At 67.7% G+C, this 25,291-nt stretch carries 15 protein-coding genes; 12 read left to right on the forward strand and 3 right to left on the reverse strand.

Annotated elements, in window-relative coordinates; all coding sequences use genetic code 11:
- Positions 1-20 precede the first annotated feature (20 nt).
- The 3 genes from IU459_RS25850 to IU459_RS25860 are packed head-to-tail and all read left to right on the forward strand — an operon-like array spanning position 21 to position 13,539.
- Positions 21-10,121, forward strand: a complete 10,101-nt coding sequence (locus tag IU459_RS25850) for a type I polyketide synthase (RefSeq protein ID WP_195132171.1) — start codon at positions 21-23, stop codon at positions 10,119-10,121.
- The gene (locus IU459_RS25855; protein ID WP_324199025.1) at positions 10,118-12,466 is read left to right on the forward strand and encodes a thioester reductase domain-containing protein; all 2,349 of its coding nucleotides are present in this window, start codon (positions 10,118-10,120) and stop codon (positions 12,464-12,466) included. Before IU459_RS25850 ends, IU459_RS25855 begins: the two co-directional genes overlap by 4 nt.
- A complete protein-coding gene (locus tag IU459_RS25860) occupies positions 12,463-13,539 on the forward strand; it encodes an alpha/beta hydrolase (RefSeq protein WP_195132172.1) in 1,077 nt (358 codons plus the stop codon). Before IU459_RS25855 ends, IU459_RS25860 begins: the two co-directional genes overlap by 4 nt.
- Here the strand turns inward: IU459_RS25860 and IU459_RS25865 are convergent.
- Positions 13,522-14,511, reverse strand: coding sequence for a Gfo/Idh/MocA family protein (locus IU459_RS25865; protein ID WP_195132261.1), 990 nt, complete (start codon positions 14,509-14,511; stop codon positions 13,522-13,524). The genes IU459_RS25860 and IU459_RS25865 overlap by 18 nt on opposite strands.
- Before the next feature lie 115 nt (positions 14,512-14,626).
- Here IU459_RS25865 and IU459_RS25870 point away from each other — a divergent pair, with 115 nt between their 5' ends.
- From IU459_RS25870 to IU459_RS25900, 7 genes are all read left to right on the forward strand, one after another.
- On the forward strand, positions 14,627-15,916 hold the full coding sequence (locus IU459_RS25870; RefSeq protein WP_195132173.1) for a glycosyltransferase: 1,290 nt from the start codon (positions 14,627-14,629) through the stop codon (positions 15,914-15,916).
- Positions 15,917-15,919: 3 nt separating this feature from the next.
- Positions 15,920-17,161, forward strand: coding sequence for a glycosyltransferase (locus IU459_RS25875; RefSeq protein WP_324199026.1), 1,242 nt, complete (start codon positions 15,920-15,922; stop codon positions 17,159-17,161).
- Positions 17,162-17,422: 261 nt separating this feature from the next.
- Entirely contained in the window at positions 17,423-17,776 is a 354-nt protein-coding gene (locus tag IU459_RS25880) for a hypothetical protein (protein ID WP_195132174.1), read from the forward strand.
- Positions 17,773-18,495 carry a F0F1 ATP synthase subunit A gene (atpB, locus tag IU459_RS25885; RefSeq protein WP_195132175.1) on the forward strand — a complete coding sequence of 241 codons (723 nt, stop codon included), beginning with the start codon at positions 17,773-17,775 and terminating at the stop codon, positions 18,493-18,495. Before IU459_RS25880 ends, atpB begins: the two co-directional genes overlap by 4 nt.
- 57 nt (positions 18,496-18,552) lie before the next feature.
- Positions 18,553-18,813, forward strand: coding sequence for an ATP synthase F0 subunit C (atpE, locus tag IU459_RS25890; RefSeq protein WP_067464659.1), 261 nt, complete (start codon positions 18,553-18,555; stop codon positions 18,811-18,813).
- Positions 18,814-18,817: 4 nt separating this feature from the next.
- The gene (locus IU459_RS25895; RefSeq protein WP_228838519.1) at positions 18,818-19,285 is read left to right on the forward strand and encodes a F0F1 ATP synthase subunit B family protein; all 468 of its coding nucleotides are present in this window, start codon (positions 18,818-18,820) and stop codon (positions 19,283-19,285) included.
- Positions 19,272-19,808: a F0F1 ATP synthase subunit B family protein gene (locus IU459_RS25900; protein ID WP_195132176.1), complete on the forward strand. Its 537-nt coding sequence runs from the start codon at positions 19,272-19,274 to the stop codon at positions 19,806-19,808. Before IU459_RS25895 ends, IU459_RS25900 begins: the two co-directional genes overlap by 14 nt.
- Before the next feature lie 112 nt (positions 19,809-19,920).
- On the opposite strand, the gene IU459_RS25905 is transcribed toward IU459_RS25900, so the two are convergent.
- Positions 19,921-20,418 carry a DUF7161 family protein gene (locus IU459_RS25905; RefSeq protein WP_195132177.1) on the reverse strand — a complete coding sequence of 166 codons (498 nt, stop codon included), beginning with the start codon at positions 20,416-20,418 and terminating at the stop codon, positions 19,921-19,923.
- Positions 20,419-20,631: 213 nt separating this feature from the next.
- Here IU459_RS25905 and IU459_RS25910 point away from each other — a divergent pair, with 213 nt between their 5' ends.
- Both IU459_RS25910 and helR read left to right on the forward strand, forming a co-directional pair.
- Entirely contained in the window at positions 20,632-21,231 is a 600-nt protein-coding gene (locus IU459_RS25910) for an SLATT domain-containing protein (RefSeq protein ID WP_195132178.1), read from the forward strand.
- Between the two features lie 517 nt (positions 21,232-21,748).
- On the forward strand, positions 21,749-23,944 hold the full coding sequence (helR, locus tag IU459_RS25915; RefSeq protein ID WP_195132179.1) for an RNA polymerase recycling motor ATPase HelR: 2,196 nt from the start codon (positions 21,749-21,751) through the stop codon (positions 23,942-23,944).
- 368 nt (positions 23,945-24,312) lie between these two features.
- Here the strand turns inward: helR and IU459_RS25920 are convergent, their stop codons facing one another.
- A complete protein-coding gene (locus tag IU459_RS25920; RefSeq protein ID WP_195132180.1) occupies positions 24,313-25,155 on the reverse strand; it encodes a glutamate ABC transporter substrate-binding protein in 843 nt (280 codons plus the stop codon).
- Positions 25,156-25,291 lie beyond the last annotated feature (136 nt).

Raw genomic sequence — 25,291 nt, forward strand, 5'->3', positions numbered from 1 at the left:
ACCGGTAGAGGAAGTAGTTCGTGCACAACACTTTCGTCGAGACACTCTTCGCCCAAGTCGGGAATCGGCCAACCGAGTTGGTGTACCGGTTCCTCGACAGCGGTGACGTCGACGGTGTCGTCCGCGAAATGCGGTACGCCGACCTGGGTGTCCGTGCCAGGGCGATCGGCGCCGCACTCCAGGACTCGATGCCGCGGCGGGCGCTGCTGTTGTATCCGGCAGGCCCGGAGTTCATCGAGGCGTTCTTCGGATGCTTGGCGGCCGGAGTGGTCGCCGTTCCCGCGCCGCTGCCGGAATGGGAGAACCGGTCGCTGCACCGGCTGCGGCGGATGGTGGCGCACGCGGATGTCGATGTGGTGCTGGCCTCGCGGCGTATCGTCGCGGATTCCGCCGCGCTGCGTGCGCAGATTCCCGAGCTGGCCGGCTTGCCGTGGCTGGCCACCGACGAGATAGCCGACGACCGAGCACCGCAGTGGCGGGAGCCGGAGCTGCGACCCGACTCGATCGCCTTCATCCAGTACACCTCCGGCTCGACCAGCACGCCGCGGGGTGTGCTGCTCACCCATGGGAATCTGCTGCACAACCAGCGTGCGATCGCCGCGGGGCTCGGTCACGACCGCGCGGTGATCGAATCCTGGGACGGTGCGCTGTTCGCCAGCTGGTTGCCGATGTACCACGACATGGGGCTCATCGCGCCGATACTCCAGACGGTCTACCTCGGCGGGAATTCGGTGCTGATGTCGCCGCTGCATTTCCTCCAGCGCCCTGAGCGGTGGCTGGAGGCGATCTCGACGTACCGCGCCCACACCAGCGGCGGACCCAACTTCGCCTACGAACTGTGCTTGCGCCGGATTTCGCCGGAACGAATCGATCGGCTCGACCTGAGCCGATGGCGGGTGGCGTTCAATGGCTCCGAGCCCGTGCGTGCCGCGACGGTGCGGCGGTTCACCGAGACCTTCGCTCGGGCCGGCTTCCGCGCCGAATCCCTCCAGCCGGTCTATGGTCTGGCCGAAGCCACCTTGATCGTGACCGCGTCGTCCACCGCCGGTACACCGACGCTGTTGGAGGTCGCCGGACGATCCGGTGCCTCGAAGCGCACGCGCGGCGCGGAGCTGGTCGGTGTCGGGCAGCCGCCCGAGGGGCTCTCGATCGCGGTCGTCGACCCCGAGCGCGGTACCGAGCGCGCCGACGGGGACGAAGGTGAGATCTGGGTCGCCGGGGACAGCGTGGCCGCGGGATATTTCCGTGACGAGCAGGCCACCGCCGAGGTGTTCGGGGCGACGCTGCCCGGTGACGATCGCCGGTTCCTGCGTACCGGGGACCTCGGATTCCTTTCCGGTGGCGAGCTGTTCGTCACCGGAAGACGCAAGGATCTGCTGATCGTCGACGGCCGCAACCATTATCCGCAGGACATCGAGCTGACCGTCGAGGCGGCGCACGACAATGTCCGGGCCGGCTGCGTCGCGGCCTTTGCCGTCGACATCGGAGTGGGCGGCGAGCAGCCGGTCGTGGTGGCCGAGGTGCGCTGCGAGGATCCCGGCGAGTTGGCCGAGATCGAGGGCGCCGTGCGTGCGGCGGTGGCGACCGACCACGGGCTCACACTCGCTGCCGTGCTGCTGATCCGGCCGGGCACCATCTACAAGACCAGCAGTGGGAAGATCCAGCGTTCGGCGTGCCGGGCGGCGTACCTGTCCGGCGAGTTGCTCGCGCTCTCGGCGGGTCCGGTGCGGTCGCCGGAGGACGAGCTGGACGACTACGAAGCCGGACCGGAGAACGCGGCGTCCGCGGCGGAGCCGTCCGCGGAGGCCGTCCGATCCTGGCTGGTGACGGCGATCGCGCGGCAGGCAGCGCTGGATCCGGAACGCATCGATGTGCATCGGCCCATGGTCGAATTCGGTTTGGGCTCGGCCGATCTGGTCGAGCTGGTGGTCGACCTGTCGGAATTCCTCGGACGCTTCATCGACACGAATCTGTTCTTCGACCATCCCACGATCGACGAAGTGGCCACGGCACTGGCCTCCGGGGGGCGTCCGGCGGACGCCGCACCGGACGAGTCGGGCCCGGCCGGTGCCGAGGCGGTTGCGGCCGCTGACGACGCGGACGACGACGCGATCGCCATCCTGTCGATGTCCTGCCGGTTGCCCGGCGGCGCGGATTCACCCGAGGCACTGTGGCGGCTGCTGGACAGCAACGGCGACGCGCTCACCGAGGTACCCCCGGGCCGTTGGGATATCGACGGGCTGTACGACCCCGACACCTCCGCGACAGGCAAGGCGTACACCTTCCGCGGCGGATATGTCGACGGCATCGATCGCTTCGATGCCGCTTTCTTCGGCATCGGCCCGCGTGAGGCCGCGGTGATGGATCCGCAGCAGCGCATGATGTTGCAGCTCAGCTGGGAGGCGATCGAGCGGTCGGGCCGCGATCCACGCACCCTGCACGGCAGCGCGACCGGCGTCTATCTCGGCGTGTACAGCACCGGCTATCTGGCCGACGCCGCGCCGGAACAGCTGAACGGTCAGGTGGGCACGGGACTTTCGCCGAGTGTCGCGTCCGGCCGGATCGCCTACACGCTGGGGCTGCACGGTCCGGCGGTCACGCTGGACACGGCTTGCTCCTCGTCGATCGTCGCGATGCACCTGGCGATGCAGGCACTGCGCGCGGGGGAGTGCGATCTCGCCTTGGCCGGCGGGGCCACGCTGCTGATGTCACCGACCGCCCATATCGAATTGTGCCGGTTGGGTGTGCTGTCGCCGACGGGTCGGTGTGCGCCGTTCTCCGCCGACGGCGACGGAACGGTGTGGGCCGAGGGCGCCGGTCTGCTGCTGTTGAAGCGTCTCGGTGACGCACGCCGTGACGGGGACCGGGTCCTCGCCGTCATTCGTGGTTCCGCCGTAAACCAGGACGGCCGCAGCCAGGGGCTGAGCGCGCCGAACGGCGCTGCCCAAGAGCAGGTGCTGCGCTCGGCACTTCGCGTCGCGGGTCTGGCGCCGCACGATATCGACTATGTCGAGGCGCACGGCACGGGTACGGCGCTCGGTGATCCGATCGAGGCGCGCGCGCTGGCGCGGGTTTTCGGGCCGGATCGGGACCCGCAGCGGCGGCTCGGTATCGGGTCGCTGAAATCCAACGTGGGGCACACTCAGGCCGCGGCGGGCGTGGCCAGCGTCATCAAGCTGGTGCTCGCACTGCAACACGAACGAATCCCCGCCACTCTGAATGCGGGTGTGCCGTCACCGCAGGTCGACTGGGAGCGAAGCGGCTTGACGGTGCAGGCCGAACCCATGCCGTGGCGAAGGGGCGATCGGCTCCGGCGCGCCGGTGTGAGTGCTTTCGGGCTCAGCGGCACGAACGCGCACCTGATCCTCGAGGAGGCTCCGTCCGAGCCCGCGGTCGTGTCCGGCACGATGATCGACGACCGGAGCGTGGCGCTGCTGCCGATCTCGGCCCGCAGCGAGGCGTCGCTGCGCGGTCAGGCCGAACGGCTGCTCGGCCTGGTGGTCGCCGATCCGCAGTTGGAACCGGGGCCGGTCTCGCGCGCACTGGCGTTGCAGCGCACCCAGTTCGAGCGACGTGCGGCCGTGGTTGCGGAAGATCGGGATGAGATGGTCCGCGCGCTGCGCGATCTGGTCGACGGCAGATCGTCGCCGAATGCCGTCGTCGGCGCCGGTCCGGTGCTCACCAACGCCAAGACCGCATTCGTCTTCCCCGGGCAGGGCACGCAGTGGGTGGGCATGGCGCGCGATATGCTCACTCGCTCCGAGGAGTTCCGCACCGAATTCGAGAAGTGCGACAAGGCTTTCAACGCACACCTCGGCTGGTCGCTGAGCGACAGGTTGACCACCATGACCGCCGCCGACCTCGGTGATTTCCCAGTCGTGCAGCCGCTGCTGTTCGCGACCATGGCCGCGCTCGCGGCGGCCTGGCGGGCGGCGGGCGTCACCCCGGATGCGGTGATCGGCCACAGCCAGGGCGAGATCGCCGCCGCCTACTGCGCGGGTGTCATCGAATTGAGCGACGCCGCAAAGATCGTCATGGCCCGCAGCCGCCTGATGCAGGGCATCACCGACCCGGGCGCGATGGCGATGATCGGCCTGCCCGAGGCCGAGGTCAGCCCGCGGCTGGCGGAGTTCGACGGCCGGGTATCGATCGCGGCGGTCAATGTGCGTCGGTCGACGATCGTGGCGGGCGAGCAGGCGGCGGTGGAAGAGCTGCTGGCCGAGATGGACCGCGCGGGAATCTACACGCGGCTCGGCGCCGCCGGTCCCGGATTCGCCGGGCACTGCCGGTTGATCGAGTCCATCCGCGATCCTCTGACGGCGGAACTCGCCGGTATGACCGCGGATTCACCTGCGACACCATGGTATTCGACGGTTTCGGGCGAACTGATGCCGAACGAACCGATCGCACCCGACTACTGGTATCGGAACGCACGCGAGACCGTGCGGTTCGCGGCCACGATCGAGCGCATGATCGGTGACGGGTTCCGGTATTTCGTCGAACTCGGCGTGCACCCGTCGCTGACCGCGGCCGTCCGGACGGTGGCGGAGGAACTCGCGCGCGAGGTGGTGGCCGTGGGTTCGCTGGTACGGGACCAGGATGGTCCCACCTGCCTGGCCAGGTCGCAGGCCGAACTGTATGTCGCGGGCCACGAACTCGACTGGACCCGGTTGGTTCCCGAATACGGGCGGGTGGACCTGCCCACCTATGCCTTCGACGAGCGGCGGTTCTGGACCGACCCCGTCAACCGCAACACCGCTTCGCTCGGGCTTCAGGACGTCGCGCACCCCATTCTGGGCGCGGGCGTGCCGCAGCCGGAGTCGGGCGGCGTCACATTGACGGGGCGGCTGTCGCGGCAACAGCAGCCGTGGGTGACCGATCACGCTGGCCTCGACACCGTGCTGGTGCCTGGTGCGGCGATGGTCGAACTGGCTGTCCGCGCCGGTGACGAAGTGGACAGCCCGGTGGTACGGGAGCTGGTGTTGCGCGCCCCGATGCTCGTCCCCGATCGCGGAGCATTGCAGATCCAGGCGGTGGTCGGCGGCGCCGACGCCGACAACCGCCGCGCGGTGCGCATCTACGCCCGCGACGAACACGATCCGGATGCCCAGTGGACGCTCCATGCCGACGGCACACTGGCCGAGCAGCCCGAACCTCTTCCCACGCAGACTGATTCGCCGGAGTGGCCGCCAGCCGAAGCGGTGCGCGTCGACGTCGACGACCTGTACGCCGAGCTGTTCACGCGCGGGCACCACTATGGTCCGCTGTTCAAGGCGATGCGGGCGGCCTGGCGACGTGATGACGAAATCTTCGCCGAGGTCGAACTGCCCGAATCCGCTCACCGCGATGCCGCGAAGTTCGGTATCCATCCGGCATTGCTGGATGCCGCCCTGCACGCCACCGCGCTGTTCGCCGCCGATGGCGAGCATGCCCTGCTGCCGTTCGTGTGGACCGATGTCGCACTGTGGGCATCCGGCGCCACCGCGCTGCGCGTCCGGCTCACCCGGTCGGGGCCCGGCACCGTCACCATGTCCGCGACTGACCGGACGGGACGGCCGGTGGTGTCGGTGGGTTCGGTGCTGTCGCGTGCGGTCGCCGCAGCGCAGTGGAGTGCCGCTTCGATCGCGCCCGCGTACCGTCGCTTGTTCCGGATGGACTGGTCGGAGCTTCCGCTGCCCGCGCCGGGCCGGACGCTCACCTTGGCCGAATGGGACTCCGCGGTCCCGATGGCCGCTGACGCGATCGTGCTGCCGGTGCCCGAAGGCGGGTCGCCGAGTCAGGTGCACGACACGGCCCAGCAGATTCTGGCGGGGCTGCAAACGATTCTGGCCGACAGTCGATTCGAGCAGACGACGCTGGTCGTACGAACCCGCCGCGCTGTCGCATTGCCCGGTGCGGACAGTCCGGATCCGGCGGGCGCGGTGGTGTGGGGGCTGGTGCGTTCCGCGCAGTCGGAGAATCCCGGTCGGATCATGCTGGTCGACACAGCCGACGCCGAGGTGGATATCGCCGCGCTTCTCGCCACGAAGGAGCAGCAGATCGCCGTGCGCGACGGTGTGGCGTTCGTGCCGCGGCTGGCTCGACTGCCGGAGAGCGCGGGACGAGCATCGGAAGGCAGGGTGCCACTGGGGGAGGGCGCCGTGCTGGTCACCGGGGCTCCGGGACGGCTCGGGTCGGCACTGGCCCGGCACTTGGCCGATGCGTACGGGGCCCGAGATTTGGTGCTGGTCAGTCGCCGCGGTATCGATGGCCCCGGCAGCGCCGACTTGCGGGAGGAGTTGGAGAGCCGCGGGGTGCGTGTGCGATTCGCGCGCTGCGATGTCACCGACCGGTCGGCTCTGGCGCAACTGCTCGACGGTATGCCGCTGGCCGGTGTGGTTCACGCGGCGTGCGTCCTCGACGACAGCACACTCGGCTCGTTGACACCCGCGCAGCTCGACGCCGTGCTACGTCCGAAAGTCGATGCGGCATACCACCTGCACGAGCTGACGGCCAATCGGGAGCTTTCGATCTTCGTGCTTTTCTCCGCGGCGGGGAGCCTGTTCGGCACACCGGGGCAGGCCAACTACGCGGCTGCCAATGCCTATCTCGACGCGCTGGCACTTCGTCGCCGGTCGCTCGGTCTCCCCGCACAGTCGCTGGCCTGGGGCGCGTGGGAGGTTGACATGCACGACCACATGGCGCAAGCCGATATCCGGCGCATCGCGCGTGCCGGCATCCGCGCATTCTCAGTGCCGGAGGGGATGGCCTGTTTCGACGCCGCGCTGCGGGCCGGTGATCCAGTGCTCGTCCCGTTGCTGCTCGATACCGACGTGCTGCGCCGCGCACAGGCTGTCCCGCCGCTGCTGCGCGGGCTCGTGCGCCGCGCGCCGCGCCGGGCCGTGGCCGACCGCGCGACCGTCGACGTGGCCTCGGGATCGCGCTTCGCCGAACAACTGCGGGCCGTACCGCGCGCGGAGGCCACCGCCATGGCGCTCGCCGCGGTGGTCGAGTGGACCGGTGATGTGCTCGGCCATGCGGGCACCGAGACGGTCGCGGCCGAGCAGCCCTTCCAGAGTCTGGGTCTGGACTCGTTGATGGCGGTCGAGCTGCGCAACAAGGTGCGCGAGCACACCGGAATCTCGGTGCCGCTCGGCACGATCCTCGCCGGGCAGAGCCTCGGAGACCTCGCCGACCACCTCGTCGGTGAGATACTGCGGCAGACCGGCACCGACGCGCCCGACGCCGCGGCCACCGAAGTACCCGAAGTAGAAGTGCTGCCGGTGACTCGCGACATGATGCGTCTGCTGCGGACCGAACGACTCGGTATCCCCGCCGCCGCGCAGACCGGCGGCGTCGCCGTGCGGCTACCCGCGCCGATCACCTGGCCCCAGCTGGAGCAGGCGCTGGCGCGGCTGGCCCGCAGGCATGCGGCGCTGCGCACCACTATCCGGCCCAGCCAGGAGCACGGACGGCAGCTGGAGATCCGCCGCGAACCCGGCACTCTGGCCGGTTGGCGCGACCTCGACCGTCTCGATGACGCCGTCGTACAGGAGCGCTTCCGCGAACTGATGGCGCTGCCTTTCGATCTGGCGACCGGCCCGCTGTGGCGCTTCGAACTTCTCAATGCCGAAACCGCTGATCCGGTACTGCTTTTCGGCGCGCATCACAGTATGAGCGATGTGCAGTCGATGCTGCTGGTCGCGGGCGAACTCGCCGCGGAACTGTCCGGCGCGCAGCTCGCCGACGCCGTGACCAACCGCGATATGCATCAACTGCTCGCCGCGCAGTCGAGCAGGCGCGACGGCGAGGACACCGCGATCACCCGGTGGCGCGACGCCTTCGCCGGATCTCGCCGGCTCGAGTTGACCTTGGCGCGGCCTCGTCCGGCTGAGCGCAGCTACGGTGCGGGATCGGTCGCGCTGGAGATGCCGGCCGGATTGCACGACCGGGTCGCCGACCGGGCCCGCGACCTCGGCATCACCCCGGCCGCGGTATTCCTCGGCGCGCTGGCCGTCGTGCTGGCACGACGGCAGCAGGTCGACCGGTTCGCCCTCGCGGTTCCGGTGGATACCCGCATGCACGCCGATGCGACCGACGCCGTCGGGTATTTCGGTGTGCCCGTTCCATTTCCGGCCGCCGTGGAGGCCGATGACCTCGTCGGCGACGTGCTGCGCCGCACCGGTGAGCGGCTGCGGAATCTGCTCGCGCCCGGCGCGGGCTTCGCGGATGTGCTCGCCGCGCTGGCCACCGAGGGCCTGTACCGCGAGAACGCGCCGTTGATCGAGGTGTACTTCAACTACCTGCGCGCCAATTCGGCGGTCGCACAAGCCGCGATCGTCCCGGTGAGCACCGGCTATTCCGATCTCGATCTCATGGTGGCGGTGCTGCCGGATACCGGCCGAGTGTGGTTGACCTACAACAGCGACATCATCGACGCCGGTACCTGCGCCGAGTTCGGCGCGGAATACCTCGACACCGTCGCGGCCGCGGTCGCCGACCCCGGGGCGCCCGCCCGGCCCGGCACGACTGAACAGCTGGTCTCCGGTCTCCGTGCGGCGCTGGGCGCGACCTTCGCGCTCGGCCGGTTGCCCGAACTCCTGGTAGCGGCATCCTCGGATGCCACGGCGATCACCATCGCGGAGGCGCCGTATCACCATGTGCTGTCCTGCCTGCGTGACCCGTCGGGTGTCTTCGCGCAACCGTCGACGGCACTGGGGATCGTGCTGCTGCGCGCGGCGGATCTGGAACGTTTCGGCGCGGTCTCCGATGACCTGCTCGCCGAGCTCGCCGCCGAATATCCGGCGGCGGTGCGAGAAGTGGCCCAACGCACGCACCGGCCGGTCATTGTCGGCATCTTGCCCTCGGCCCGCACGGAGGAACGGCTGCTCGCGTGGGAGCGGCTCGTCGCCGAACGCCTGCGCGACATCCCCGGGGTCGCGGTGCTGGAACCGCGGGAGTGGACGCGCCACCATCCGGTGGACAACCCCTTCGACGACCGGACCGAGATCCTGGCGCACCTGCCCTTCACACCGGAATTCCAGGCGGCGGTCGCCCTGACCCTCGTCGCGACCGCCGCTGCCGTGACGGAGCCCGCGCCGAAGGTGATCGCCGTGGACGGCGACGACACTTTGTGGAGCGGGACGGCGGGCGAGATCGGCTCCGCCGCTGTGGCTTTCGATGAGCCCCGCCGAGCACTGGCCAGGCGGCTGGTGCAGTGGCGCGCGGCGGGAACGCTGCTGGTGCTGGTGACCAACAACGATGACGATATCGTCGGCGAAATCCTGGACCGGTCCGACAGCCCGCTGCACCGCGAACATTTCGCCGCCGTCTCGGCGGGCTGGAGCGGTAAGCCCGAGCGGCTGGAGGCGATCGCTCGCACACTGGGGCTGGGACTGGACACCTTCTGCTATCTCGACGACAACCCGGTGGAAGTGGCGCGTATGCGGGCACTGTTGCCGGAGGTGCTGTCGGTGACGTGTCCTCCCGCCGGTGAACTGGAATCGTTCCTGGCGCGATTGTGGCCGATGGTTCCGGTCGCCGCGACGGCCGAGGACCGCGCGCGGGCCGACTTCTATCGCCAGGACCAGGAGCGCGACCGTGTGCGCGCCACGGCGGAATTCGCGGAATTCCTCGAGCAGCTGAACCTCGCTGTCGACATCGCGCCGCTGACCGACGCCACCATGGAGCGTGCACGACAACTCGTGCGGCGGACCACGCAGTTCACCCTCGCCGAGGTCACGGTCGACGATCTCGACAGGTGGCGCGACGAGGGCGAGGTTTGGACCGCGACGGCACGTGACCGGTTCGGCGACTACGGCCTGATCTCGGTACTCGCACTACGGGCGGATGCGGACGATCTGTGGATCAGCGGCTGGCAACTGAGCTGCCGGGCCATCGGACGCGGCGTCGAGGAGCGGCTGCTGAGCTGGGTGGCGGATCGGGCCGATACGCTCGGCTGCGCCACGGTACGGATGTCGGTCGAGCACACCGTCCGCAACGCGCCCGCGCGCCGGTTGGCCGCGCGCCTGCTCGGCGGCGCCTCCGGCGATCAACGGCTGGACGTGTCCGCGACACCGGATCACCTGCGGGAGTTCCGGTCCTGGGAGACGCTGGGGAATGGAGAGGACGTGACAGGGTGACCGCTCCTGAGGAGCCGACAAAGGTCCGCAACCCGAACGTCGACCGTCGTGTGCGCGGCGAAACCCTGGAACGAGGCGCTGGCGGACTGGACGTCGCCGCGCTGCTCGCCCGCGCCGGCGGCAAGGGCACGGCCCCGCTCGCCGAAACCGATGGACGTGCCCCGCTCGTCGAAACCGATGGACACGTGCCGCTCGTCGAAAACGGTGGACACATGCCGCTCGTCCAAACCGGTGGCGCCGCGCCTGCAGCCGACACCGCACAGGGCATGCTCCGAATGGATGCCGAGGCGTTGGCCGCATCGGTGACCGCGGTGGCGAATCGGTTCACCGCGACAACCATGGACGCGGACACGGATTTCTTCGATGCGGGCGGCACCTCCATCGCCGCGGTGGAGTTCGTCGCGGCACTGGCGCGTGAGCTGGATGTCCACCTGGATCTGGACACGGTGTTCTTCGACGCGCGACCCCACAGGCTGGCGCACCGCTGGCTGGCCGACCACCCGGAACCCGCACTGCCGCGGCCGGACGCCGAAGCCGATACCGATGACCTCGCGCAGCTCTTCGCCGATCTCGCGGGCGCCGACCGATTGCCGCTGGTGGCCGCGCCGGAGCTGGTCGCGCCGCGCCGCATCCTGCTGACCGGTGCGACCGGCTTTCTCGGCAGTCACCTCCTGCTCGACCTGTTGCGGCACAGCGGCGCCCACGTGGTGTGCCTGATCCGCGCCGACGACGATGCCGCCGCCGCCCAACGGCTGGAGCAAGCCTTACGGCGCTTCGCGCTGCCCTGGAGCCGGGAGGTGCTGCGGCGCGTGACGCCGCTGGCGGGCGATCTGCGCCTACCCCGGCTCGGCCTGTCCGACGACCGGTGGACGACTCTCGCCGCGGACGTGGATGCGATCGTCAACGCCGGCGCCGCAGTGGATTTCCTGCGCGGCTATCCGTCGCTGCGCCGGACCAACGTCCTCGGTCCGCTGACCCTCGCCGAGCTGGCCTGCACCGACCGGCCGAAACCGGTGCACCACATCTCCTCGCTGGCAGTGTTCAACGGATCGGGTGCCGCCACGCTGGGCGAGGACGATCCGACCGCCAACGTCGCCGCGCTGCCCATCGGCTACGACCGATCGAAATGGGCGGCCGAGGCGCTACTGCGCCGTGCGGGCGAACACGGACTCGTGGTGACCATCCTCCGACCGGGCGGCATCGGCAGCCACCCGGAGACAGGTGCCCACAATCCGCGAGACCTCAACGCCGGAATCACTGCGGCCTTGATGCGATTCCGCACCGCACCGGGATTCCGGTACCTCAATGCCGCCCCGGTGGATTGGGTCAGCCGGGTGGCCGCGGAGATCGTCGGCACGCCGAACGCCTGGGGCCATACCTATCACCTCACCGGCGCGCCGACCTCACTCGAGCAGGTGGTCGCCGAAACCTCGCTGGCCGGTATGGGTATTCGCGTGCAGCACTGGGAGCAGTGGTGCGATGACGTGGTCCGCTCGATCAGAGAGGAACCGGTACCGGAACTGGAATCGCTGGCGCAGGTGCTGCAGAGTCCCGTCGCCCGGCGTCAGCTGGCGGCGATGGTCACCGCACCCCCCGCATCGGCCGTGCGCACTGAAGCGTTCGTGTCCGCCAATGGCCTGCCCGCGCCCGCGACACCCGGTCCGGCCGCACGCAGCCGGATGCTCACGGCCCTGCCCAGCGTCGGACCACAGCCCGGTGACGAGCCCTATCTGCGGTTCAACGAAACACTCACCGGGACGATCGGACCCATCGGCGAGGCCGCCGATATCCCCTGCGATCTCCGGCTGACGCTGGCCGTCGCGAGCAGCGCGCAGATGTTCACCGCTCGGACCATCGACGTCACCGGCGAGCTCACCTGCGCTGGATTGGGCGACGAGCCGCTCGCCGTCGAGGGCACGGCGACGGTCCGGCCGCAGGACGGGATACCGCTGCGTCACGAAGTGCGGCATCCGATCATGCATTACCGGCTGACGCTGCGTGACTCCTCCGGCGGAACCTGGTGGCTGGAGGGATACAAGTTCGCCGCGGCGCGGCGACGCATGGTCCGGCAACTCGGAACACAGGTGATCGAGATCGGACGCACCGGGGAGTCCGCGTTGTACAACGGCGAGGTCGCCGTGCCGATGCACACCTACCTGTCCGACCAGATCGACGGCATCCAGGTCGATCCACGGCTGCCCGAACGACAGCAGCGGCTGGCGAAACTGCTGTGGCTCAGCTGGTTCGGCGGCCAGCTCGGCAAAGGTCTGCTGGAACCGATCCTCCGGGTCGGTGTCGATCTATTGGATCTGCGCCGAGCAGTGCGTAAGGAGCACCGCCGATGACCGATTTACGATCGACCGTGCCGGAACTCGATGCGGAAGAGGCGATTTCCTTCCGAACCACCGACGGTCTCGACCTCGCGTTGCGTCGAATCGGGCCCGCCGACGCACCCGCGGTGCTGCTGGTACATGGGCACGGGGTGTCATCGGAGATGTTCGCACTTCCCGAGATTCGCAATGTCACCGACGTACTGACCGATGCGGGATACCAGTCCTGGCTGCTCGACTGGCGTGGCAGTTGCCGCCTGCCCTACAACGAATCCGGACCGGCCTACACCTTCGACGATGTCGCGCTCTACGACCTGCCCGCCGCGGTCGCACAGATCAGGGAGCGAATCGCGGACCGTCCGCTGTTCGTCGTGGCGCACTGCATCGGCGCGCTGGCCCTCTCGCTGAGCATGACCGCCGGACTGCTGCCCGGACTGGCAGGCGTGGTCGCACAGGGCGTCTTCCTGACCCCCAAGGTCAGCACGTCGACGCGCATGCGGGTGCTGCTCGGCAGCGAACTGATCGGCTCGCGGGTCAGCCACATCGAATCCGACTTCCGCAAGGTCGGGCTCTGGTCCCGGCGCACCTTGCTGTACGCGGCGCTGTCGCGCAAGGGGGGCTGCCCGGACCCGACCTGCCGCATGGTCCAGCACGGGTGGGGGATGGGCGCCAGGCTGTTCGAGCACGACCATCTGGATGCGCGCACCCATGATCGGCTGGCCGAATTGTTCGGCGCGATACCACTGTCGGTACTGCCTCATCTGCGGCAGATGGAGTTGGCGCACGCCGCGGTCCGGTGGAACGTCGACGACGAGCGCTACCGCGCCCTCCCGGAGAACGCGCTCGACCACGCCGATCGAATCGATTGTCCGGTGCTGCTGTTGTCCGGCAGTCGCAACGAGGCCTGGCTCGATTCCAACAAGCTTTGCTACGAGGTGCTTTCGGCGCGAAATCCCGGGGTCGATGTCCGCTATATCGAGATCCCCTCCTACGGCCACCTCGACACGTTCCTCGGCCGCGGCGCGGCGCTGGACGTGTTCGGACATATCGTCGATTTCTTCGACGAGACGTCAGCTCGGCTGGCGTAGCGGCAGGCCTGCGGTCCGGTAGATGGCATCGATGACGGTCATGGTGTCGACGGCGTCACTCGGCGCGGTGGCGACCGGCTCGCCGCGCAGCACCGCGGCGGCGAAGGCGTCGAGTTGATAGTCGTAGGAGGCCCGATGCGCGAACCGGCGCACCCGCCCGCCGCCCTCGGAGCGGACCGTCAGCAGATGTCCCAGATGCGGCAGCACCGGATTGACCAGCCGCATCCGCCCGCGTTCGCCGATAACGGTGGCGCCGACGCGCAGCACGTCCGCCGACCACATCGAGCAGCGGATGTGGCCGCTGTGTCCGGACGGGAAGCGCAGTTCGGCGGTCATGGCCCGGTCGATCCGCGGTTCGCGCAACTTGGCCTGCGCGGCAACCACTTCCGGGTTCTCGCCACCCAGCACCCGGGCCATGTGCACGGCGTAGCAGCCCGCGTCCATCAGTGCGCCGCCTGCGAGGGCGTAGTCGTAGCGGATATCGGAGAACTTCGGCAGCGGAAAGCACAGCGCGGCTTCCACCCGTCGCAGTGTCCCCAATTCGCCGGACGCGATGACCTGTTCGGCGGCCGACATCAGCGGGTGATAGCGGTAGTGGAACGCCTCCATCACGACGCGATCGGACGCGCTCGCCAGGGCAGAGATCTCGGATGCCTCGGCGGCATTGGCGGTGAACGGCTTCTCGCACAGCACATGTTTTCCGGCCTGTACGGCAGCGCGGGTCCAGCGGCCGTGCAAGCCGTTCGGCAGCGGGATATAGACCGCGTCGAGATCGGGCGCATCGATCAGCGCCTGATAGCTGTCGTAGACCTGCGGGATGCTGTGCTTGCGAGCGAACCCCTCCGCACGCGACCGGTCCCGGGCCGCCACCGCCGCGACGACGACCTCCGGGTTCCGCTCGGCTGGTTTGATCAGGGACGCCGGCGCGATGCGGGCCGCACCGAGAATCCCGATACGGAGCCCGGAGCGCATGTCTTCGGTCACCGGCAGACACTAACATCGGCACCGCACGGCTGGGCTGCTCCGACAGCAGGACGAACCCTGAATGCGGTCGAATCACAGCGGATTACGAACGGAAGTCGAGGGTATGCGTATCGCATTGTTGACCGCGGGAACCCGTGGCGATCATCAGCCGTATCTCGCCTTGGCCGACGAGCTACGATCGCGCGGACACCAGGTCGAGATGACCGCCACCGAGAACTACGCCGATGTGGTGCGGCGCTCGGGCTTCGAGCCGCACGTCATCCCGTTCAACTCGGCGGAATTACTGGAATCGCCCGCGGCCAAGCGCGCACTGTCGTCCGGGAAGACGCTGCCGTTCGTGCGGATCATGCTGGATACGGTCAAGATCATGGCGGGCGAGCGTGGTGAGCGGATGCACCAGGTCCTCAGCGGCGCTTGCGAATCGGCCGAAGTGATCGTGTCCTGCGCGTCGACTCTGCCCTGGGCGATGGAGCGTGGGGAGAAGACCGGGCAGAGAGTGGTCGGATGCCTGCCGTATCCGCTCGAACGCACCAGCGAGTTCCCGTCGTCGTTCATGGTCAAGCACATGATCGCATCGCGGCGACTGCGGTTGGCCAGCTACTCGGCATTCGAAGTGGCGTACGGCGTGGCCTATCGACGGGTGGATCGGCGGGTGCGCGAAATGATGGAGTTGCCGGGGAAGCCACGGAATCCATTCCGGCGCATGCGCGAGGACGATGTTCCGCTGGTGCACATGGTGAGTCCGGTGCTGCTGCCGAAGCCGCGGGACTGGCCGGACCGGTCGACCGTCGTCGGTGCGCCCATCCTGCCCGCTCGCCTGCGCGACGCGTGGGGCGAAGCGGTGGTCGATCCGGCGCTGACCGAATGGCTCGACGAGGGGGAGCCGCCGATCTACTTCTGTATGACCGGTATGCCGATCCTCGATCCCGCCGGGTGCTGCGACCTCATCGCCGCCGTCTGCCGCAGGCTGGGAGCCCGCGCCCTGGTGACCGTGCGAGGTGAAGGCTATCCCCGCGGTATCGGGTACGACCGGAGACTCTTCGTGCTGGATTCCTTCGACTACGACCGGATCCTGCCGCGGTGTCGCGCGGTCGTCCATCACGGTGGCAGCGGCAATACCCACGACGTGCTGCGCGCCGGCCTGCCCGCGGTGGTGATCGGCGTGCACAGCGACCAGTTCTTCTACGGCTGGCGGATTTCATCGCTGGGGATCGGAGCCGACTTCCCGTATCCCTCGCTGACCGAGGACCGGCTGCACGACGCGCTGGTCCGGACATTGACACCCGAGGCACGTAGGCGTGCCCAGGAACTCGGCCGCACGGTATCCGCCGAGAACGGTGTCCGCGCCACGGCGGACGCGGTGGAACGACTCGCTGTCTCGGCATCGGCCTGAACCGTGGCCGAATCCGTGCACGTCGCGATCTTCACCGACTTTCACCCGGCAACGCTGGGTGGCGTCCAAACCGCGATGCGGTCACTGTGCGCCGGACTTCGGCGGCTCGGTCACCGAGTCACCGTATTCTGTGCTCCCGCACCGGGAAGCGTGGCGCCGGATGCCGACACCGTAGTGCTCGGGGCGCTGCCGATCTCGATGTCGAACGGGCTGCCGGTCGTCCTTCCCACTCGGGCGAACCAACGCAGGATCGATGCCGCCTTCACCGAGCGGGGCCCGTTCGATATCGTGCACGCGCTGACGACCTACGGCTGCGGGATCTCCGGCGCACGCGCCGCCCGCAGGCACGGCATTCCGGTCGTCCAGACCATGCAGAGCCGTGACGAAACGGTCATCGAAAAGTATTCACCGGCACCGTATCTGTCCGCCTTGACCATGCGCTTGGTGCACGGCTGGTTCGTCCCGATGCGCGGAAACCCGGCACACAACGGCGACGGCCGGATCGCCCGGCTGGCGTGGCGCCCGATGGTGGCGCAAGCCCAGGCGGCCGATCGGGTGATCGTACCGACCCATCACTTCGCCCGCCGGTTGGCGGCACGCGGCGTAAACCGGCCGATTCGCGTAGTGTCCAACGGAATTGACGACGGGCTGTTGGAGCGTGCCCGCGGCACCGACAGCGTGGCGACGAATACGGACGCACCGCTACGCGCCCTGTGGTGCGGTCGCTTGTCCGTGGAGAAACGTCCGCTCGAAGCGATCGAGGTAGCGCGCCTTGTCGAGGAATGCACGCTGGACGTCTACGGCAGCGGGCCACTGGCCGATCGGGCCCGCGCGGCGGTCGCCGACGCGGATCTGGGACACCGTGTCCACCTGCACGGCGAGGTCGACCAAGCCGACTGCCTGAGCGCCATGCGCACCCACGACCTCCTGCTGCTCACCTCCGACTGCGACACCCAGGGCATGGTGCTGCTGGAAGCGATGGCGATGGGTCTGCCGGTCGTGTACTGCGACCCCGAACTCTCCGAAACCGTGCCCGACACCGGCGGCGTCCGCGCCCCCGACCGGTCGGTGGAATCGCTGGCCACCGTGCTGAAGGCCCTCGCGCAGGACCGAACCCGGCTGCACGCGATGCGCCGGGCACTGGCATCACACGCCGATGAACCACGCCAATCGAGGCATACCACCCGAATTCTGTCGGTCTATGCCGAGTTGCTCTCCACGCCGGACGGATTCGCCAGCGACTGAGAATGAGTCTTTGACGTTTCCCGGGGCATGAACCCGGCTGACATCCGGCCATGTCCGACGAGCACGCCGAGGTCACCGGGGGAGGCCACACAGGCCGATCAGCCGACCCGATCGCACCTGACAATCCGGACCGTTATGCCCGATTTGTCCCGATCTCTTGTACTACCGGCCGTAGTAAGTAAGAATGATGTTGTGGCCGTATGTAGTGGCTCTGCTACATACCGTCACGCCATCACTATGGGAGGGCATATGACGGTCAGCGTGGACCGCCGTCCGATCATCGTCTCCGCCGGAGCGGGAATCGTGGTTCTCGCGGTGGCCGGGTTGCTGGATCGGCTGCTATTGGGTGTATTCGTTTGTGCCGGAATGGCCTTGGGCTATGTCAACGCGTGGCTCACCCAGGTTGCCGTCGCGTGGATTTCGCATGATCCCGGATCCGGAAAACAACGTTTGGCGGCGACGAGCGGGGTGCGGTTGTTCGGCGTTACGGCGCTCGCGTTGGTCGTCAGCGTCCTGACTCGCCCCGATGGGTTCGGCATTCTCTTCGGGCTGGTGGCCTTTCAGATCACCCTACTGCTACGAGTGGCAATGCCGGTGTTGCGAGGTGCCCGATGACGAAAGTCGAAGTCGGCCACCATGAAACCGCACACGTCCTCGGTATGGATTTCCACGTCGATACGATCCTTGCGACCGTGGTCGCGGCAGTTGTCGTAGTGGGACTCGCGCTCTATCTGCGCGTCAAACTGACCTCCGGGGTTCCGAACGGCGTGCAGTTGTTCTTCGAGACCGTGACAGTGCAGCTGCGCGGTCAGGTGGAAAGCGCAGTCGGACTGCGGATCGCTCCTTTCGTCCTGCCACTGGCGGTGACGCTGTTCGTCTTCATTCTGCTGTCGAACTGGCTGTCCGTGCTGCCGGTGCAATACGGCGACGGTGAGCTGATCAAACCGCCCGCCGCGGATGTCAACTTCACCTATGCGCTCGCGCTGTTCGTCTTCCTCTGCTACCAGGCCGCAGGTATGGCGCGACGCGGCCCGATCGGACATATGAAGCAGGTATTGAAGGGGCATACAGGCTGGGGGCCGATGATTTTCATCAACGTCATCGAGGAACTCGCGAAACCGCTTTCACTGGCGCTGCGGTTGTTCGGCAACATGTTCGCGGGCGGGGTGATGATCTCGGTGATCGCGCTGCTTCCGGCCTGGCTGAGCTGGGGCCCGAACGCCGTCTGGAAGCTGTTCGACCTCTTCGTCGGGCTCATCCAGGCTTTCATCTTCGCTCTGCTGACCATCCTCTACTTCGGTCAGGCCACCGCGCTCGAGCGCGAAAGGCACTGAGCTGTAGCACCAATCCCATGACCACCACATTCCTATTCAACGGGGAAAGGAAAACAAATGGCAGACGTGACCCACGCGACGATCGTCCAGGCGGCGGCCCTGCTCGCGGGCGGACTGATGATGGTCGGCGGTGCGATCGGCGCAGGCTATGGCAATGGAATGGCGGGTTCGGCGCTGATCAATGGCGTGGCCCGGCAACCCGAGGCCGAAGGCAGGCTGCGCGGCAACTATCTGATGGCGGTCAGCCTGGTCGACGCCGTGTACTTCATCAATCTGACATTCATGGCACTGTTCGCCTTCGCGGCGCCGGGCAAGTGACGCCATGGAAACGAAAACCATGGCGGGACAGAATTTTCTGATCCCTAATGGCACCTTCCTCGCCGAACTGTCGATATTCCTGATCGTGCTCGCGGTCATCTGGCTCTTCGTGGTGCCGCCGATCCGCGATGTGCTCGCGGAGCGGGAGGCACGCGTCGCCAAGGCCGCCGCCGATGGGAAACGGGCGCGGGAAGTCCTCGAGGCGGCCGGGGAACGGTATCGGTCCTCGGTGGCACAGGCTCGCGGCGAGGCGGCGCGGCGGCGCGAACAGGCCAGAATCGAAGGCCGCGCGATCCTGATCTCGACGCGCGAGCGGGCACAGGAACAGTCGGACCGGATATCGGCCGAGGCCACGATCGAGCTGCGGGCCCACGCCGACGCGGCAGCGGTGCGGCTGCGCGGACACGTCGACCCGCTGGCCGGTGATCTGGCAGACCGCGTGATCGGAGGTGAAGGCATTGAACGAACGTGACGGTATCTACGACATCACGTGGAATTGGCCGGTATTCCTGAGCCAGCTGTTCGGTTTCGCCGTCATTGTCGGTGCGCTCGTCAAATGGATTGCGCCGCAGGCAAAGGCGATGATGCACCGGTCGCAGCACGCAATTCGGGAACAACTGGAGCAGAGCTCGCAGGCCGCGGCCCGATTGGCCGCCGCCGAACGTGCCTTCGCCGAAGCGGACGCAATGGCCTGCATCGAGGTGGCCCGCATCCACCGGGAAGCACACGCCGATGCCGAGCGGATACTCGCGGAACTGCGGGAAACGGCTGCCGCCGAAGTGGAACGGGTGCGTCGACACGGTCTGGACCACCTCCAGCAGGTGCGTCGGCAGTTGCGGGAAGAACTCGGGCACGACCTCACCACCACGGTGCTCGATCGTGCCGAGTTCATGGTGCGCGAACGCCTCGATTCACCAGGTGCCAGATCGGACAGCATCGACCGAGTCCTGGACGAACTGGCGGGATTCGCCGACGAACTTCCCAGCTCGTCGTAACCTCGGTGTCCCACCACGCGATGTCCCCCAGCGCCCGGGTCGGCTCGCGACCCGGGCGCTGGCCGTGGGTGTCCCGCAACCTCGACAGCTGGCTCGCCGAGGTGCTCCCCGTCTACTGGCCGTCGCGCTGTTGCTGCTCGGCTTCGATTTCGGCGGCAAGAGCAGATCGCTCGGCCTGATGCCGAGCAAGTAGCGCCGCGCTGAATGCAGTCCATGCGGCCTCTTGTGCTGCGGTCATCTGTGCTCCGTGGACTTCGGATTCGACGTCCGGATGGGCGATGATGAATCGCTGGAACAGCACACCCATCTCCCGGCTGTGCCGACGATTGAGCTCGATCCGTCGCGGGTCCATCTGTCGCTGGTCCTCGCAGAGCGTTAGCTGGTCGAACACGACCAAGGCTATGTTCGTGGGATCCCCTGGTGGGTGCACCCGCAGTGTGTGATGCGGATTCGGCTCGTCGTCGACGATCACAACAGTATCGATCCCGGCTGGCAGGTCCGCGGGCCAATCGATCTCATCGGTGGGCTCCTCGACGAGTACCCGGGCCAGCCTTCCCCGCAGGCCCGACTGGTCGGGTCGCAGCGGTGTGAGACCTTGATTCTCGCTCATGTGATGATCGCTGGTAATTCTAGTTCACTCGTCGAACCTCGCACCGGCGGCAGCTGGGGAGCGCATGGTGTGGCATCGCCACAGGTCTGAAACCCGTTGCGGCACCGCATCGCACGAGTCGCAAGCAAATTGGGCGCCACCGCGCCGCTCGCTCTACCTGCGGAAGAGTCGATCAGATGATCAACGCGCGGCGCGGGGCGATACAGTACCGCCGTGACAGAGCACCGATCGCCCATCGGCGGGGATCGCTCGCAGGACCTCGGAGTGCCGCCTTCGCTGGACCTCCGCGCCGCCGACTGGTCGAGTTCCGATGAGACCCTTGCCCGGCTGTTCCAACGTGTGGAGACGTATGCCATAGACGCACGCGATCGGTACACGAGAGACAAACTAACCAAGCGGCAAACCAGCCTAGCCCTGACCGCGGCTATGATCACTTTGGGCTTACTCGGAATTCTGGTGCCACTGCTGACGACCGCCGGAGTCGACGCCATCAACCCGAGTTGGGGTTACGCACTGCTCGCCTGCGCCGCCGGATGCGCGGCATTCGACCGATTCTTCGGCATTTCGGCCGCATGGCTGCGCGACATCCGAAGCGCGCAGTCGATCAACGCGATGCTGTGTGACTTCCAACTCGAGTGGGCGTCCGTCTCGAGGGCGCCCGCCAATTCCAATGGCGAGATAGACCGGCGGATGGGACTGCTCAGAGATTTCTCCCACCGGGTCAACGAAGTGATCGCACGCGAAACGGATACCTGGACGGCGCAATTTCCGTTCTCGACGGAAGCGCGGATGAGCAGATTCGATCGGAGGTAAGACAGGTAGCCTCCTGCGCCCGAGTTCGTCCTGACCGCCCCGCACGCGGTCAGGACGACCGACCGATCCGATTTCGTGGCCGACGCGCGGCCGCGGTCACGCCCTACTCGTCCTGGTCCCTCCGGTCATCCGGCCGCCTCCACCGTTGTCGACGGCGTCTGTGAAAGCTTGCATACGCGGCGCAGATTCGCCGTATCCGCGAACTCCGTGTGGCCGCGTGTCTCGATGGGACCTACCCACCTGACGATGTGGCACCGCATATCGACACATGCCCAGAGGCCCGTGCGGCTTCGCGAGGAGGTTGTCCGTCCACAGCGGACGATGAAGGGGAAGGACTACGTACGCCTTTCCACTCTCAACATATAGCGCACCGGGGGGCTTGCGGCAAGACCCCGGTCATGCCGCAAAATCACCGACCGAAGCCAGAAACTACCGAAATGGGGTAGTGGCGGACACTCACGCGCAGCGGCGGGTGTGAGGATTTCGCGTCGTCGAGCGAGTGGGAGAGTGAGGGTGCGTGTCAACTCAGGGGTATGAGGACGAATTGCGGTCCGAGCGGAGCTACGTGACCGGGCTCTACACGCGGCTCGATGCCGATCGCGCACGAGCGAAGGGGCAGTACAGCGCGGCGTTGCGGGGAAACGGCGGCACGCTCATGGAACGGGATTTCGAGGTGCGCGCGCTGGCCAAAGAGGTCAAGCGGCTGGACGTGGCCGACAACGGGCTGTGTTTCGGCCGGTTGGACACCCTTTCGGGCGAACGTATGTACATCGGCCGGATCGGACTCTTCGACGAGGAGAACGAGTACGAACCGTTGTTGCTCGATTGGCGGGCGCCAGCGGCGCGCGCCTTCTACGTCGCCACCGCCGCCAGCCCGGAAAACATGCGCCGACGCCGTCAATTCCACACCCGGGGGCGTCGAGTGGTCGATTTCACCGACGAGGTACTCGGCCGCCCGGGTGGTGGCGAGCGAGGGGACGCAGCGCTGCTCGCGGCGGTCAACGCGCCGCGCGGTGACGGGATGCACGACATCGTTGCGACGATCCAGGCCGAACAGGACGAGATCATCCGGCTCGATCATCCAGGGGTGCTGGTGATCGAGGGTGGACCGGGCACCGGAAAGACTGTAGTGGCGCTGCACCGCGTCGCGTACCTGCTCTACACGCAGCGGGAGCGGATGGAACGCAACGGTGTACTCGTGGTCGGGCCCAATCCGGCGTTCCTGCACCACATCAGCCGTGTTCTGCCGTCCCTGGGTGAAACCAACGTGGTGTTCATGACCACCGGCGACTTCGTACCCGGATTGCGCGTCACCGCCGAGGACACCCCGGACGCCGCGCGGCTCAAGGGCTCGCTGAAAATCCTCGACGTGCTCGCGGCGGCGGTGGCCGATCGGCAGCGGCTGCCGGAGCATCCGCTGCCGATCGAACTGACCGACGTCACCGTGCGCATCGACGCCGAGACCGCGGAGTGGGGCCGGGAGGAGGCGCGCGCGAGCGGGCTGCCGCACAACGAAGCCCGCGCGGTGTTCCGCGAGATCGTCACCTGGGTGCTCACCGAACGAGCGATAGCCCGGATCGGCCGGGGCTGGCTGACCCGGGACGAGCGCGAGGCATGGGAGCAGCTGCGGGCGGACCTGCTCGCGGAACTCGCGGACAACGACCAGTTCACCGCCGCGCTCGACGAGCTCTGGCCGGTACTGACGCCCGAAACACTATTGGCAGAGCTGTATATGTCTCCCGAACGGCTGCGAGCAGCAGGCGCCGACCAGACGTTGTTCCGTACCGACGGCGATGCCTGGACGGTGTCGGACGTGCCGCTACTCGACGAACTGGTCGACCTGCTCGGCCGCGACAAGTCGGCCGACCAGGCTGCCGAACGGGAGCGCAGGGCCGAGGGCGAGTACGCCGCAGGCGTGCTGGACATTCTCATCGACCGTGCGGACCTGATGGACGACGAGGACCACCTGCTCGCCCAGGACCTGCTCTACGCCGAGGACCTGGCCGACCGCTTCCTCGAGCGGGACACTCGTGAACTCGTCGAACGTGCTGCCGCGGACCGGGACTGGACCTACCGGCACGTCGTGGTCGACGAGGCCCAGGAACTGTCCGAAATGGACTGGCGGGTGCTGATGCGGCGCTGCCCGGCCCGATCCTTCACGGTGGTCGGCGATCTCGCCCAACGCCGGTCGGCGGCCGGAGCGATATCGTGGGACCAGATGCTGGAGCCGTACGTGCCCGGCCGCTGGGTCTACCGGTCACTATCGGTGAACTACCGCACCCCGGCGGAGATCATGACCGTCGCCGCCGCGGTGCTCGCCGAGTTCGCACCAGGGGTCCAGCCACCGGAGTCGGTCCGCGCGTGCGGCGTCCGGCCATGGTCCAGACCGGTCACCGAGCACGAATTGGCCTCTGCCATAGCGGAATTCGTCCGCGACGAAGTCGGTCGCGAAGGCACGAGCGTCGTGATCGGACCCCCGGACGTGCCAGGTGCGGTGGCGGCGTCGGAGACCAAGGGTCTGGAATACGACGCCGTCCTGGTCGTGGAACCGGAACGCATCCTCGCCGACGGACCGCGCGGCGCGGCCGAACTCTACGTCGCCCTCACCCGCGCGACCCAGCGCCTCGGTGTCCTGCACCAGGGCCCACTGCCGCAGGCCCTGACCGGACTCGCCGGAACCGGGACACCCGCCCAGGCGGGGAATCACCGGTAGGCGTAGGGTTCGCGTGCAGCCTCCCTGACCCGACGCCAGGGCGCCGTTAATGGTTGCGGCAGGCCATACAGGTTTGCCGCACGTCGCCAGGGCCAGAATCGAGGTCGTACGCAGTGCGAGCACGCCTTCGGGTAGCGGGAGGCGGGAACCTGTTCTCCTTGCAGCGCAGGCTTCGCCGGCTTGGGCTCCGCCGGGCGCCTCGACGCCGGCCGATGCCCAGTCCATGGTGTAGGCACCGTGCTGTGCCGTTTCGCCGTGGACTGGGCATAGGATAGCGGATACAGCCGCCTACTCCGAAACCTCGCCGGACATCGGGGATCCGCCGGATCCGGTGATCTGTGCCGGCGCTGGGGGTCGGTGCAGTCGGATCAGTAACGGTCGACGGTCGGCGGCGTCAGCGTCGAGTCGCGGAGCGGACCGATCGTGTCCTCGAACGCCTTCTTCCAAGAACCGTCGGCCATCATTGCCTCGAGTGCGTCGTTGATCTTGGTGCGGGTCTCCTGATCGCCCTTCTTCAGGCCGATGCCGTATTTCTCGATGGTGAACGTGTTGCCGACCAGCTTCAGTTCGCCCGATGCCTGCCCGGCGTAACCGGCGAGGATGATGTCGTCGGTGGTCACCGCGTCGACCGAGCCGCTGCGCAGGGCTTCGACGCACTGCGAGTAGGTGTCCACTTCCACCAGCTGAACGCTCTTGGCGTGATTGTCCTTGACGTACTGTGCCGGGGTGGAGCCTTTGACCGAACACAGCTTCTTGTTGCCGGTCAGCGACTCGACACCGGTGATATCGGTGGTCTCCTTTTTCACCAGCAGGGCCTGCCCGGCCACGAAGTACGGCCCGGCGAAGTCGACCTTCTCCTTGCGGGCGTCGGTGATCGAGTAGCTGGCGACGATGAAGTCCACCTCGCCGTTCATGATCATCGTCTCGCGTTTGCCCGACGGCGCCTCTTTGAAGGTGATGCCGTCGGGCTGCACGCCGAGCTTGCCCGCCACATACTTGGCGATCTCGACGTCGTACCCGTGGTAGGAGCCGTCCGCTTCACGAAAGCCCAGGCCGGGCTGGTCGAACTTGATGCCGATGGTCAGCTTCCCCTCCCTCACGTGATCACTGGTGGTCGCGGAGTCGCTGCTGTTACCGCCACCGCAGGCGGTTGCGGCGAGGGTGACGGCGATCGCCCCGATGGCGAGGCGGATTGTGCGGTTGATCCTCATCGAATGTGGTTCCCTCTCAGGGTGAGCCGTCAGGCCCGATCGGAGGCCCAGGTGCTGACGGCAGGTCATTTTTCCCTGGGAACTCCAGCGGCTGTATCGAAAGTCTTCCCAGCAGTGGAAACCGGTCGGTCGCGCC

Source organism: Nocardia amamiensis, assembly GCF_015477605.1.
GTDB classification, from domain to species: domain Bacteria; phylum Actinomycetota; class Actinomycetes; order Mycobacteriales; family Mycobacteriaceae; genus Nocardia; species Nocardia amamiensis_A.

Bases quoted from the DNA above. Each gene is read 5' to 3' on its own strand.
- IU459_RS25920 (WP_195132180.1), bottom strand. From the start codon at position 25,155: ATGAGGATCAACCGCACAATCCGCCTCGCCATCGGGGCGATCGCCGTC.
- IU459_RS25905 (WP_195132177.1), bottom strand. From the start codon at position 20,418: ATGAGCGAGAATCAAGGTCTCACACCGCTGCGACCCGACCAGTCGGGC.
- IU459_RS25895 (WP_228838519.1), top strand. From the start codon at position 18,818: ATGGAAACGAAAACCATGGCGGGACAGAATTTTCTGATCCCTAATGGC.
- IU459_RS25865 (WP_195132261.1), bottom strand. From the start codon at position 14,511: ATGCGCTCCGGGCTCCGTATCGGGATTCTCGGTGCGGCCCGCATCGCG.
- IU459_RS25870 (WP_195132173.1), top strand. From the start codon at position 14,627: ATGCGTATCGCATTGTTGACCGCGGGAACCCGTGGCGATCATCAGCCG.
- atpE (WP_067464659.1), top strand. From the start codon at position 18,553: ATGGCAGACGTGACCCACGCGACGATCGTCCAGGCGGCGGCCCTGCTC.
- atpB (WP_195132175.1), top strand. From the start codon at position 17,773: ATGACGAAAGTCGAAGTCGGCCACCATGAAACCGCACACGTCCTCGGT.
- IU459_RS25860 (WP_195132172.1), top strand. From the start codon at position 12,463: ATGACCGATTTACGATCGACCGTGCCGGAACTCGATGCGGAAGAGGCG.